Raw genomic sequence first — 11,820 nt, forward strand, 5'->3', positions numbered from 1 at the left:
TGTCTTATTCCCGTAAAGTATCTCCCGTCTGCTTAAAGCAAAAGCCATGCCGCTTGGCTGTCGCAGCGGGCGAAAGAGACTTTATTGTAATGGCGTGAGGCTATCCTGTCGGCATTTCTGTAGCGATAAAGCACTTCCGGCAAAAACACCCGGCCTTCCGAAGAGTCAAGCGGAGTCACGCCGGTAAAGCAAAGAGTCACACCAAACATGGGTGGACGCTTCGTCTCTGAATCAAAAAGGCGGCAGGCCATGGCGAAAATGGCGATTTCGAGAACCGGAGCTTGTGCCGTACTTTTGGGTACGTGAGCACGGGAAGCCTTGCACAATCCTGAAAAGTTGCAGACTTTTCGGATCAGATTCTGCGCATGCAAATCTCAAATTGCCGTTTGCAGACCGGAATGGTGACTTTTGCAACAGACACTTAGCTTTCCACTGTTTCAGCCAATATCCCGGCCAGTTGCCGGATCTGTTCGGGGCCGTGATCCATGTGCCGGATGACGATTTCCATCGGCTCGACCACAGGCAGTCCCGCAAGCTCCGGCACGGCGCGATGGGCGGGCAAAATAACGCGCGTCGGCAACAGGCTGACGCCAAGTCCCTCCGCCACGGCACTTTGAATGCTCACCAGACTGGAACTGGTGAACACCACATGCCAAGGCCTGCCGATCCGGTCGAGCGCCTCCATCATGTCGCTGCGATAAAGCCCGTTCGGCGGAAAGGCGACCAGCGGCAGCGGTTCAAGCCGCGACATTGACGACACCGGAAAGTCCGCACTCTCAAGCCAGGTCAAGGGCTCCGGCCAGCGCATCTTGCCAGCCGTCTCGCCGCGCTTTTGCTTGACCATCACGAGATCAAAATCACCCGTCTCGAAACCTTTCTGCAAATCGCGGCTGAGACCGCTCGTTACTTCCAGCTTGATATTCGGATGTTCCCGCATGAAAGCCGCCAAGGCAGGCGTAACCAGCCGCGACGCGAAATCTTCCGGCAGCCCCAGACGAAACACCGTCGCAAGCGCGCTGCCGGTCATGGCAGCAGCGGCCTCGTCATGCAGGTGCAGCATGCGCCGCGCATAGCCAAGCAGCTTTTCCCCTGCATCGGTGGGTCGCACATCGCGGCGCGCCCGCTCCAGCAAGGCCTGCCCTGCCGCCTCTTCCAGCCGCAATATTTTCTGGCTGATGGTCGATTGCGTCGAATGCAATTGCTGCGCGGCAACCGTGAAGCTCCGGCTGTCGACAACGGTGACGAAAGCCCGCATCAAATCGAGATTGAACATAGCATTCATAAATCCACTGAATATCAGTTCAACATTTAATTTTCAAATATAACAGCCAGGCTGTATGAAAACGGTCAACCAAGGAGGGCCGCAAATGCGCCGAACACTATTCAGCTTGAGTGCCTTGGCATTGATTGCAGGAGCGATTGTCATGAGCGAACCCACCTTGCCCGGCCATCAGGCCATCGCACAAACTGAAACCGGCCTTATCGAAGCAGCCAGCAGCGGCAACCTCGCCGCCGTGAATGCCGCCATCAAGGCCGGAGCCGATCTTGAAGCGCGCGGTAAAAATGGCGAAACGGCCCTGCTCGCCGCGACCCACGCCAATCGCATCGATGTTGCACGCGCTCTGATCGAGGCGGGCGCGAATGTGAATGCCAAGGACGCGATCAATGACAGCCCCTATCTTTATGCGGGGGCGCGCGGCCATCTAGAAATCCTGAAACTGACGCTCGCCCACGGTGCCGACCTGAAAAGCACCAACCGTTATGGTGGAACGGCGCTGATCCCGGCTTCCGAGCGCGGCCATGTCGAGACGGTGCGCACGCTGATTGCAGCGGGCGTGAATGTCGATCACGTCAACAAGCTTCACTGGACCGCCTTGCTGGAAGCCGTCATTCTGGGCGATGGCGGCGAACGCCATGTCGAAATCGTCAGGCAGTTGATCGATGCCGGTGCCGATGTGAACCTTGCCGACAAGGACGGCGTGACGCCATTGCAGCATGCGCGCCAGCGCGGCTTTGCGCCAATGGTCGCCCTTCTTGAAAAGGCAGGCGCGAAATGAGCACCGACCGCGCCTTTCTCGATCAGGCCATAGCGCTTGCCTTCGACAATATCGAACAGGGCGGGCGTCCGTTCGGCGCGGTGGTGGTCAAGGACGGAGACGTCATTGCCACCGGCGTCAACCGCATGCAGGCCGAATGCGACCCGACCGCCCATGCCGAATTGCTGGCGCTGCGTGCAGCGGGTAAGGCCCTGCAATCGCCGCGTCTCGACGGTTGCGCCGTCTATGCCAGCGGCCAGCCCTGCCCCATGTGCTTCGCGGCCATGCGCATGGCGGGCGTCGACAAGATCCTGTTTGCCAATTCCAACGAACAGGCCGAACCCTACGGCCTGTCCACCGCCAAAATCGCCGCTGAACTGGTCAAGCCCGTCAGCGCGCAGACCGGTATCCGCTTTGAACATTGTCCATCGGAAGAAGGCGAGCGCCTGCTGCGCACATGGCAGGATCGCAGCGGCACATAATAAAGTCTCATCATGCAGAACAACCATGCCAGCACCGGCGGCAACCAGACCGCTCCCATTGCTCTTGTCGCGCTCGTCGCCCTGATCGGCCTCAATTTGCGGCCTTTCCTGACGGGACCGGGGCCGGTTCTGTCAGATATTGCCGCCGATACGGGCATGGGCTTCGGTGCGCTTTCGCTTCTGACCTTTCTGCCAATGCTGCTGATGGGGCTTGGGGCATTCGTTGCCCCGCGCATCCAGTCGCTTTTCGGTACACGCCGCAGCATGTTCGCAGCACTCGCAATCCTCGCGGCCGGATCGGCGCTGCGCGGTATCGTGCCAGACGGCCTGTCACTGATTATCACGGCCATTCTCTGCGGCGCTGGCGTTGCCATGATACAGGCGCTTATGCCCGGTCTCATCAAGGCCAGATTTCCGTCCTCCATCGCCACGATCACCGGGCTTTATTCCGCAACCATCATGGGCGGCGGCGCGCTCGGCGCACGGCTGGCGCCATGGCTTGCCGGTGCCGCCCATAACTGGCGCTATGCGCTCTCTTTGCTGGCCATTCCCGCCGTGCTCGCGCTGATTGCCGCCGTGCCAATCCTGAAAGACGGCCCGAGCGCAACGAAAGCAACGCGCCAAAAGTCGGGCATCACCGCCACACTGCTGCGGCGTCCGCGCACATGGGCGCTGATGGCCGCATTCGGTCTCGTCAATGCTGGCTATTCCTCAATGGTCGCATGGCTTGCGCCTTATTATCAGACGCTCGGGCTTGAGGCCTCGGCGACGGGCAGCCTTGTCGCCACCATGGCGATTGCGCAGGCGTTGAGCGCCTTTGCGCTGCCCACGCTCGCAAGACGCAGCGTCGACCGCCGCCCATGGCTGCTTTTCAGCCTGTTGATGCAGGCTGTCGGATTTGCCGGGCTTGCCTTCGCGCCCGATATCTCGCCCGTTCTGTGGTCGGCGATCTGCGGTGCGGGTCTCGGCGGCAGTTTCGCGCTTGCGATGATCACCTCGCTCGATCATTTGCCGAAACCGGATGAAGCAGGCGCTCTGGCCGCCATGATGCAGGGCGGCGGCTTTCTGATTGCAGCACTTGGACCTGTCGCAACGGCGCTGCTCCACAACATCACCGGCGGCTTTGCTGCGGGCTGGATCATGCACCTCGTGCTGGTCGCGGCGATCTGCCCGCTCTATCTCAGTTTCAATCCCCGCCACTATGCGCGGGTGATGAACCTGCCCGTTTCGCCCGCAAACGGCACACAATAGCGTTACCCGATCAATTTATCGGGCAAAAACGCTGTTCGGCGGGCATTTTTGGGTTAGATAGCTTGCTCACCTTCCCAATCGGGTTAAGGTTGCTGCCATCCCTCAGACTGGTCAATGACATGAAGCACGAAACCGTCATCAAGCAAGGCACGTCCGTCGCACCGGACGGATTGCCCAAGCCTAGAATCTATTGGGCATGGGCTACCTTGATGGTCGGTTTGACGCTTGCCGTCATCGACGGCACCATTGCCAATGTCGCCTTGCCGACAATCGCCGCCGATTTTTCCGCCGGTCCCGCCGCCTCGATCTGGATCGTCAACGGCTACCAGCTCGCCATCGTCATCAGCCTGTTGCCGCTGGCAGCGCTCGGCGAAATCTATGGCTATCGCCGCATCTATCTGGCGGGCGTTTCGCTGTTCACCGTCGCATCGGTGGCTTGTGTCTTCGCACGCTCGCTCGAAACGCTGACCCTTGCGCGCATCGTGCAGGGATTGGGCGCAGCAGGGCTGATGAGCGTCAACACTGCGCTGTTACGCTATACTGTTCCGCAGGCGAAATTCGGTACTGCCATCGGCCTCAATGCCCTCTTTGTCGCGGTTTCCTCGACCATCGGACCGACGCTTGCAGGTGTGATCCTGTCCTCGCTCACCTGGCCGTGGCTCTTCGTCATCAATATTCCGCTCGGCATCGCAGCGGTTGCGATGGGTATCCGGACCCTGCCGGAGAATGAGCGCTCGGCGCGCAAGTTCGATGTCGTCAGCGCCATCCTCAGCGCCCTGACCATCGGGCTTCTGATCACGACCATCGACAGTGCAGGCAACGAAATCAGCAAAACTGTCGTCGTGCTTCAGGCCGTAGCCTGTCTCGTAGCGGGTATCCTGCTGACGCGGCGCTCGCTGCGCACCACAGACCCGCTCTTGCCGCTCGATCTGTTGCGTATTCCGGTATTCACGCTCTCAATCTGCACGTCGATCATGTCGTTCCTGGCGCAGATGATGGCCTTCATCTCGTTGCCATTCCTGTTCCAGACCGTGTTCGGTTTCAAGCCGATCGAGGTCGGTTTTCTCATGATGCCATGGCCGATTGCGCTGGCATTGGTTGCGCCTTTGTCCGGCAAGCTTTCGGATAAACATTCCCCGGCGATTCTGGGTCTGCTCGGCCTCATCACCTTTGCAGCCGGGCTGGCACTGGTCGGCATGTTGCCCGCCCATCCGACGATTGGCGATATTTGCTGGCGCATGGCCATTTGCGGCATTGGCTTCGGCCTGTTTCAGGCGCCGAACAACCGCATGATGATCACATCGACACCGCGTGCCCGTTCCGGCGCTGCAAGCGGTATGCTCGGCACGGCCCGCCTGCTCGGCCAATCGCTGGGTGCGGCCTTCGTGGCGTTCCTGCTGTCGCAATGGGGTGTGGAAGGCACGCCCTATATTCTGTTCATCGCTTCGGGCTTTGCGCTGTTTGCATCGGTAATCAGCTTTTCACGCCTTGGCGCTGGTCGTGTGGGAGCATGATTTCGTTCATCCACAGCGATGAAAAATTTTCCATCGAAAGGCTCGTTTTGCCTGTTGCAATCTGCAATGCGTTGGTTCATATACCGCCTGCCTGACGGAAACGACTTCCTTCGGAAACGTTTTCAGGTCGAAACTGGCGCGAGCGGGTGTAGCTCAGGGGTAGAGCACAACCTTGCCAAGGTTGGGGTCGAGGGTTCGAATCCCTTCGCCCGCTCCAGTTTCCAGCAGGCACTATCAAAATCCCGGCTTCGTCCGGGATTTTTGCTTTTTATCTCCCCGCTCGTCGTTGAGACACATTCCGAACTGGAAGCAAACTTATAGAAAATCGATGTGAGGTCCAAACAGGGCTTGGCAGCGGCGCGGTGAACCATTAACACGTTGCAGGTCCCAAACCGGGCAACCCTTTTGCCGCAAGGTTTTCTCCGGGGCAGATCGACGCCCCAACACTGAGCCACGAATGACAGACATGCCGACAGAGCGACCCGATATCGACGCGCAAGCCGCCGTCGCGGGAGCCTATAGGCCTTCCTCACGCAAACGTTCCGGTGGTTTTCTGCGCAGCAACTCGCTTCTCGGGTTGATCGTGCGGCGCATTCTGCTTGGCATCGTGTTGCTCTGGGCGATTTCAGTGGTCATTTTCGCAGGCACGCAAATCCTGCCCGGCGATGTGGCAACCGCCATGCTCGGCCAGCAGGCGACCCCGCAGGCCGTCGAAAGTATCCGCAAGGAACTCGGCCTCGAGCGACCGGCAATCCAGCGCTATTCCGAATGGCTGGTCAATGCCGTGCAAGGCGATCTTGGCCGCAGCTATTCCAACCGGCAGGACATCGCCAAAAGCATAGCGCCGCGCCTGTCGAACACGCTCTATCTTGCTGCCATGTCGGCGCTGTTCGCGATACCGCTGGCGCTTCTGCTCGGCATTATCTCCGTTCTTTATGCCGGTACGGTGATAGACCGGGGCATAGCTGTGGCAACACTTGCCACCATATCGCTGCCGGAATTCTTCGTGGCCTATATTCTGATCGCCTATCTGGCGATTTCACTCGGCCTGCTGCCATCAAGCGCACTCGTCACGTCGTCGATGAGCGGCTGGCAGCGCCTGACGGCTGTGGCCCTGCCCTGCATGACACTGGTGATTGCCGTGACCGGCCATATGGTGCGGATGACACGCGCCTCGCTGCTTTCGGTCATGTCGTCGCCCTATATCGAGACTGCACAGCTCAAGGGCCTGCCGCGCTGGCGCATCCTTTTGAAACACGCATTGCCCAATGCGCTGTCGCCGGTCATCAATGTGATTGCGCTGAACCTTGCCTATCTGGTGGTCGGCGTCGTGGTGGTTGAGGTGATCTTCGTTTATCCCGGCATGGGGCAATATATGGTCGATCACGTCGCCAAGCGTGACGTGCCGGTGGTGCAGGCCTGCGGGCTGATCTTTGCCGCCGTCTATATCGGCCTCAACATCATCGCCGATGTCATTGTGATCCTGACCAATCCACGGCTGAGGCACCCGCGATGAAAAAGCGCAAGCAATCCTCAGCCCTGCTGGCGATCATCGGTTTCGGCGGTATCGCCTTCTTCCTGTTTGTTGCCATTTTTGCAGATTTTCTGGCGCCGCACCCAATTTCGGAAGTGGTGGGTGCCGTGTGGCAAGGCCCCTCGCCGCAAGCTCTGCTTGGCACGGACAATATCGGCCGCGATCTCCTGTCCCGCGTCATCTGGGGCACGCGACTGACACTGTCGATTGCCGCTGCCTCGACCATCGCCGCTTTTGCAATTGGCGTGCCGCTTGGCTTTCTTGCTGCACTCTCCAAGGGCTGGCCGGACCAGCTTTTGTCGCGCACCAATGACCTGCTCATGGCGATCCCCACGCTGATCTTCGCGCTGGTTGTGCTCGCCGTTCTGCCGAAAAGCGTGTTCGTGCTCATCGCCGTCATGGCCGTGCTGGAAGCGACCCGCGTTTTCCGCGTCAGCCGCGCCATCGCTTCGGATGTGGTGGTGCTGGACTATGTGGAAATTGCACGCCTGCGTGGCGAGAGCAAAGGCTGGATTATCTTCAACGAAATCCTGCCCAACGCATTGTCGCCGCTGCTGGCCGAATTCGGTTTGCGCTTCGTCTTTGCAATCCTGTTCCTCTCTACCCTGTCTTTCCTGGGGCTTGGCGTACAGCCGCCAGTGGCCGATTGGGGCAGTCTGGTGAAAGACAACAAGGACGGGTTGATGTTCGGTGTCTTCGCCGCGCTTATTCCCGGCGGCACCATTGCGGCTCTGGCGATCAGCGTCAATTTCGTCGTCGATTGGGTCTTGCAGCGCACGTCGAGCCTGAAGCGGGGTGCGCAGGACAATGGTTGAGACTGGGGCTGAACCCTTGCTGAAAATCACCGGTCTGGAAATCCGTTCCGACGACGGCATTGTCGTCGACAAGGTCGACCTGACCCTTGCCAAAGGTCGTGTGCTTGGCCTCATCGGCGAATCCGGCGCGGGCAAATCGACCATCGGCCTTGCAGCGCTCGGACACGCGCGCGGCGGCTTGCAGATTACCGGCGGGACCGTGACGCTCGATGGCAGCAACATTCTGTCGCTGTCGCGCAAGGACATGCAGGCAATGCGCGGCAGCCATGTCGCCTATGTGGCGCAATCCGCAGCTGCTGCCTTCAACCCCGCCCATCGCCTGATCGATCAGGTTATCGAAGCCACCGTCTGGCACGGCTTGATGAAGCGCGCGGAAGCCAAAAAGCGCGCGATAGAACTCTTTGCCATGCTCGGCCTGCCGGATCCGGAGCATTTCGGCGAACGTTATCCGCATCAGGTATCGGGCGGTCAGTTGCAGCGCGCCATGACCGCCATGGCGCTTTGCCCGAAGCCCGATCTCGTGGTCTTCGACGAACCGACCACCGCGCTTGACGTGACCACCCAGATCGAAGTGCTGATCGCCATCAAGAAGGCGATCGAAACCACCGGCACAGCAGCACTTTATATCTCGCACGACCTCGCGGTCGTCGCCCAGATCGCCGACGACATCATGGTGTTGCGTCATGGCCGCATGGTCGAACAAGGACCCGTTCGCCAGATATTCGATGCGCCGCGCGAAGATTATACGCGCCAGCTCGTTGCCGTGCGCCAAAAGGAAGTGGAAGGTAAGCCACAAGCTACCGAACCGCTCCTGATCGTCAGCAGGATCAGCGCTGCCTATGACCCTGCCAATCCGGTGCTAAGCGACATTTCGCTTGAACTGGAAAAGGGCCGCACCCTTGCCATTGTCGGCGAGTCGGGTTCCGGTAAATCGACGCTGGCCCGCGTGGTTTGCGGGCTTCTGCCGCCAACCACCGGTGAAATTCGCTTCGACGGAGCCGTTCTGTCGCCGCGCCTTGAAGGCCGGTCGAAGGAAACACTGCGCAATATCCAGATGATCAGCCAGTTGCCCGATCTGGCGCTCAATCCCCGCCGCACCATTGCCGATATCGTCGGACGCCCGTTGCAGTTCTATTTCGGCATGGGTCGCGCAGACCGGCGCAAGGCCGTGGCCGAACTGATGGATCGCATCGAGCTGCCGCAGACCGTTCTGGAGCGCTATCCGGCTGAACTTTCCGGCGGCCAGAAGCAGCGCGTCTGCATTGCGCGTGCGCTTGCCGCGCGGCCAAAGCTGCTGCTTTGCGACGAGCCCACCTCGGCGCTCGATCCGCTGGTGGCCGAAGGCATTCTCGATCTGCTGCGCAGGGTGCAAAACGAGACCGGGACATCCTATCTCTTTGTGACGCACGATCTGGCCATTGTGCGCGCCATCGCCGACAGTATCGCGGTCATGCATCGCGGGCGTGTGGTTCGCTATGGCCCAAAGGCCAGCGTGCTGACGCCGCCCTTCGACGACTATACGGCCAAACTTCTGGCTTCTGTTCCGCAAATGGAACCCGGCTGGCTCGACGGCATCATTGCCGCACGCGCCAGCACGGCACAGGACAATATCTGAAAGGACAAGACCTCATGACCAACAACGCGCGCACCGGGGCAATCATTCTCGACGGCGGCATGGGCCGCGAACTGGAGCGCGTCGGCGCACCGTTCCGCCAGCCGGAATGGTCGGCGCTTGCCCTGATGGAAGGCCCACAATTCGTGCGCGAAGTGCATGACGGCTATATTGCCGCCGGTGCCGATGTCATCACCACCAACAGCTATGCGGTCGTGCCGTTCCATATCGGCGAAGAGCGCTTTGCCGCCGACGGTCGCAAGCTCGCAGCTCTTTCCGGCACCATTGCCCGCGAAGCCGTCGATGCGTCCGACCGCGACGTGAAGGTCGCCGGTTCACTGCCCCCGGTCTTCGGCTCTTACCAGCCTGACTTGTTCGATCCGGCCCGTGCGGGCGAATTGCTCGGCGTTCTGGTTGACGGTCTTGCGCCATCGGTTGATCTCTGGCTTGCCGAAACCCAAAGCAGCCTCGCCGAAGTGAAAGCTGCCCATGAGGCCACCCGCAGCACCGGCAAGCCGCTATGGGTTTCCTATACGCTGCGTGACGATGTTGCGCCGGAAGATATGGGCGAAGCCCAGCTTCGTTCGGGCGAAACCGTCGCCGAAGGTGCACGTCTGGCCGCAGAAATCGGCGCAGAAGCGCTGCTGTTCAATTGCGCCATGCCGGAAGTCATGGACGCCGCCATTCTGGCAGCCAAAAAAGTATTCGATGAACTCGGCAAGGATATTCCGGTCGGCGTTTATGCCAATGCCTTCCCGTCGCAGCAGGGCGACGAGGAAGCCAATGCCACGGTGACGGAAGTACGCGCCGATCTCGATCCGGATGCCTATGGCGTCTGGGCGCAGCGCTGGGTGAAGAATGGCGCAGGCATTATCGGCGGTTGCTGCGGCATCGGCACCAACCACATCCACGCATTGTCGAGCAAATATCTCTGCGCGTAAGTTCGCGTCTAGAGCGGTTCCGGTTAAAACGGAATCGTGGAACCGCTCTATTTATTTGTTTTTACGCATTATCCTACGCAAAACCGCTACGCACTTTTGCTGGAAATGCTCTAGGTTCAAAGAAAAAAGGCGGCTTTTCAGCCGCCTTTTTTACATCAGGAAAGAATACGGATCGCCGCCAGCGACAGCGCGACGACACCATTTGCAATCGAGCGTTCGTCCGGCTGATAATCGGAATTGTGCAGCTTGTCGTTGCGGCCTTCCTGCGACGCGCCGACGCCCAGCTGGAACGACGGCACCTTCTCGGCCACCAGAGCAAAGTCTTCCGAGCCGAGACTGCCGCCGCGCTTGAAATAGACATCGCCGTAGTGTTCGCGAATGGCCGCACCCGTTGTCTCGATCAGATAAGGATCGGACACCATTGACGGCACGCCGCGCACATAATTGATTTCGCAGCGCACCCGCATGGACGCTTCAAGCCCGGCACAGATGCGGCGCACCGCAGCTTCGACCACATCGCGCGTTGCCGCATCCTGACAACGGACCGTGCCCATCAGCGTCACCGCATCCGGGATGATATTATGGGTGTGACCGCCATGGATCGAACCGATGGTGAGCACAGCCGTGTGCATCGGGTCCACCTCGCGCGATACCACCGTCTGCAGCTGGTTGATCAGCTGCGCCGTCGCAACAATCGGATCAACAGCCTGATGCGGACGGGCCGCATGGCCGGAAGCCGCATGAACGGTGATATCGAACTCGTCCGACGAACCATTGGCAACACCTTCGACGAAGGTGAAAGTGCCGGTCGGTTCTTCAGGCTGGTTATGAAAGCCGAGCGCATAGTCCACATCATCCAGAATGCCATCCGCGATCATGGCGCGGGCGCCGCTTTCCAGTGTTTCCTCGGCGGGCTGGAACATCAGCTTCACATTGCCGCTTAGGCGCGGGGCGATTTCCTTGAGCACGCTGCCAATACCGATCAGCGTCGCCGTGTGGAGATCATGACCACAGGCATGCATCTTGCCCTGATGGGTGCTGGCAAAAGGCAGGCCGGTCTGCTCCTCGATGGGCAGCGCGTCCATGTCGGCGCGGATAACCAGCGTCGGCCCCGGACGCCCGCCCTTGATCAGCCCCACAACCCCGGTGCGGCCAATGCCGGTCTGATGCTCGATGCCGAGACGCTCCAACTCGCGCGCCACGACACCAGCCGTCCGCTCCACATCGAAGCCGGTTTCGGGATGGGCGTGAATATCACGGCGGATCTCGATCAGATCCGGCTCCACCTTGTCCGAGAGCTGCTGAACAAGTGAGGAAAGGTCATTGAGGCCGTGGCTGGTGGTCTGCGTCGTCATTATATCTGTCCCGTCAAACGGTGCTATTTATCTGTTAGCGGCTTATCGCGGTTCACCCCGGTCGAACAAGGCAAAACTTTCGCGCTAACTCGATCGCGATCTGCCGCCTTCCCCCTTTTTCTCACCTTACGCCTAGAACGCGGAAAGCCCCGCATTTTTTTGCGGGGCTTTTTGTTGTATTCAGATGGTTTTGGTTGCGGGGGCAGGATTTGAACCTGCGGCCTTCAGGTTATGAGCCTGACGAGCTACCGGGCTGCTCCACCCCGCGATAAACTTTGTG

11 protein-coding genes and 2 tRNA genes are annotated in these 11,820 nt (G+C 59.9%); 9 read left to right on the top strand and 4 right to left on the bottom strand.

All coding sequences use genetic code 11. The annotated features are described in order from the left end of the window. Nucleotides 1-32 precede the first annotated feature (32 nt). Both FGI60_RS23820 and FGI60_RS23825 read right to left on the bottom strand, forming a co-directional pair. Nucleotides 33-371 carry a hypothetical protein gene (locus tag FGI60_RS23820; RefSeq protein ID WP_138787264.1) on the bottom strand — a complete coding sequence of 113 codons (339 nt, stop codon included), beginning with the start codon at nucleotides 369-371 and terminating at the stop codon, nucleotides 33-35. Between the two features lie 50 nt (nucleotides 372-421). After that, nucleotides 422-1,273, bottom strand: coding sequence for a LysR family transcriptional regulator (locus FGI60_RS23825; RefSeq protein WP_235889920.1), 852 nt, complete (start codon nucleotides 1,271-1,273; stop codon nucleotides 422-424). 151 nt (nucleotides 1,274-1,424) lie between these two features. Here FGI60_RS23825 and FGI60_RS23830 point away from each other — a divergent pair, with 151 nt between their 5' ends. The 9 genes from FGI60_RS23830 to FGI60_RS23870 all read left to right on the top strand — a co-directional run bounded on the left by FGI60_RS23830 (nucleotide 1,425) and on the right by FGI60_RS23870 (nucleotide 10,185). Continuing rightward, entirely contained in the window at nucleotides 1,425-2,057 is a 633-nt protein-coding gene (locus FGI60_RS23830; protein WP_235889921.1) for an ankyrin repeat domain-containing protein, read from the top strand. Next, on the top strand, nucleotides 2,054-2,518 hold the full coding sequence (locus tag FGI60_RS23835) for a nucleoside deaminase (RefSeq protein ID WP_138787267.1): 465 nt from the start codon (nucleotides 2,054-2,056) through the stop codon (nucleotides 2,516-2,518). The genes FGI60_RS23830 and FGI60_RS23835 overlap by 4 nt, the downstream gene beginning before the upstream one ends. 12 nt (nucleotides 2,519-2,530) lie before the next feature. Next, on the top strand, nucleotides 2,531-3,769 hold the full coding sequence (locus FGI60_RS23840; RefSeq protein WP_171058847.1) for a cyanate transporter: 1,239 nt from the start codon (nucleotides 2,531-2,533) through the stop codon (nucleotides 3,767-3,769). Between the two features lie 119 nt (nucleotides 3,770-3,888). Continuing rightward, nucleotides 3,889-5,283, top strand: coding sequence for an MFS transporter (locus FGI60_RS23845; protein WP_138787269.1), 1,395 nt, complete (start codon nucleotides 3,889-3,891; stop codon nucleotides 5,281-5,283). A gap of 142 nt (nucleotides 5,284-5,425) precedes the next feature. Continuing rightward, a tRNA-Gly gene (locus tag FGI60_RS23850) sits at nucleotides 5,426-5,500 on the top strand. 249 nt (nucleotides 5,501-5,749) lie between these two features. Then, complete coding sequence (locus FGI60_RS23855; protein ID WP_138787277.1) at nucleotides 5,750-6,799, top strand: ABC transporter permease; 1,050 nt, start codon at nucleotides 5,750-5,752, stop codon at nucleotides 6,797-6,799. Next, nucleotides 6,796-7,632: an ABC transporter permease gene (locus FGI60_RS23860; RefSeq protein ID WP_138787270.1), complete on the top strand. Its 837-nt coding sequence runs from the start codon at nucleotides 6,796-6,798 to the stop codon at nucleotides 7,630-7,632. Before FGI60_RS23855 ends, FGI60_RS23860 begins: the two co-directional genes overlap by 4 nt. Beyond that, nucleotides 7,625-9,247, top strand: coding sequence for an ABC transporter ATP-binding protein (locus FGI60_RS23865; protein WP_138787271.1), 1,623 nt, complete (start codon nucleotides 7,625-7,627; stop codon nucleotides 9,245-9,247). The genes FGI60_RS23860 and FGI60_RS23865 overlap by 8 nt, the downstream gene beginning before the upstream one ends. A 14-nt stretch (nucleotides 9,248-9,261) precedes the next feature. Further along, nucleotides 9,262-10,185 carry a homocysteine S-methyltransferase family protein gene (locus FGI60_RS23870; protein ID WP_138787272.1) on the top strand — a complete coding sequence of 308 codons (924 nt, stop codon included), beginning with the start codon at nucleotides 9,262-9,264 and terminating at the stop codon, nucleotides 10,183-10,185. Between the two features lie 155 nt (nucleotides 10,186-10,340). Here the strand turns inward: FGI60_RS23870 and FGI60_RS23875 are convergent, their stop codons facing one another. Further along, nucleotides 10,341-11,540, bottom strand: a complete 1,200-nt coding sequence (locus FGI60_RS23875) for a M20 metallopeptidase family protein (RefSeq protein WP_138787273.1) — start codon at nucleotides 11,538-11,540, stop codon at nucleotides 10,341-10,343. Nucleotides 11,541-11,731: 191 nt separating this feature from the next. After that, nucleotides 11,732-11,808 (bottom strand) — tRNA-Met (locus FGI60_RS23880). Nucleotides 11,809-11,820: the final 12 nt, after the last annotated feature.

This window comes from Brucella haematophila (assembly GCF_005938105.1).
Classification (GTDB): Bacteria; Pseudomonadota; Alphaproteobacteria; order Rhizobiales; family Rhizobiaceae; genus Brucella; species Brucella haematophila.

Coding starts and splice junctions, on each gene's coding strand:
- FGI60_RS23825 (WP_235889920.1), bottom strand. CDS start 1,273: ATGTTCAATCTCGATTTGATGCGGGCTTTCGTCACCGTTGTCGACAGC.
- FGI60_RS23830 (WP_235889921.1), top strand. CDS start 1,425: ATGAGCGAACCCACCTTGCCCGGCCATCAGGCCATCGCACAAACTGAA.
- FGI60_RS23835 (WP_138787267.1), top strand. CDS start 2,054: ATGAGCACCGACCGCGCCTTTCTCGATCAGGCCATAGCGCTTGCCTTC.
- FGI60_RS23840 (WP_171058847.1), top strand. CDS start 2,531: ATGCAGAACAACCATGCCAGCACCGGCGGCAACCAGACCGCTCCCATT.
- FGI60_RS23845 (WP_138787269.1), top strand. CDS start 3,889: ATGAAGCACGAAACCGTCATCAAGCAAGGCACGTCCGTCGCACCGGAC.
- FGI60_RS23855 (WP_138787277.1), top strand. CDS start 5,750: ATGCCGACAGAGCGACCCGATATCGACGCGCAAGCCGCCGTCGCGGGA.
- FGI60_RS23860 (WP_138787270.1), top strand. CDS start 6,796: ATGAAAAAGCGCAAGCAATCCTCAGCCCTGCTGGCGATCATCGGTTTC.
- FGI60_RS23865 (WP_138787271.1), top strand. CDS start 7,625: ATGGTTGAGACTGGGGCTGAACCCTTGCTGAAAATCACCGGTCTGGAA.
- FGI60_RS23870 (WP_138787272.1), top strand. CDS start 9,262: ATGACCAACAACGCGCGCACCGGGGCAATCATTCTCGACGGCGGCATG.
- FGI60_RS23875 (WP_138787273.1), bottom strand. CDS start 11,540: ATGACGACGCAGACCACCAGCCACGGCCTCAATGACCTTTCCTCACTT.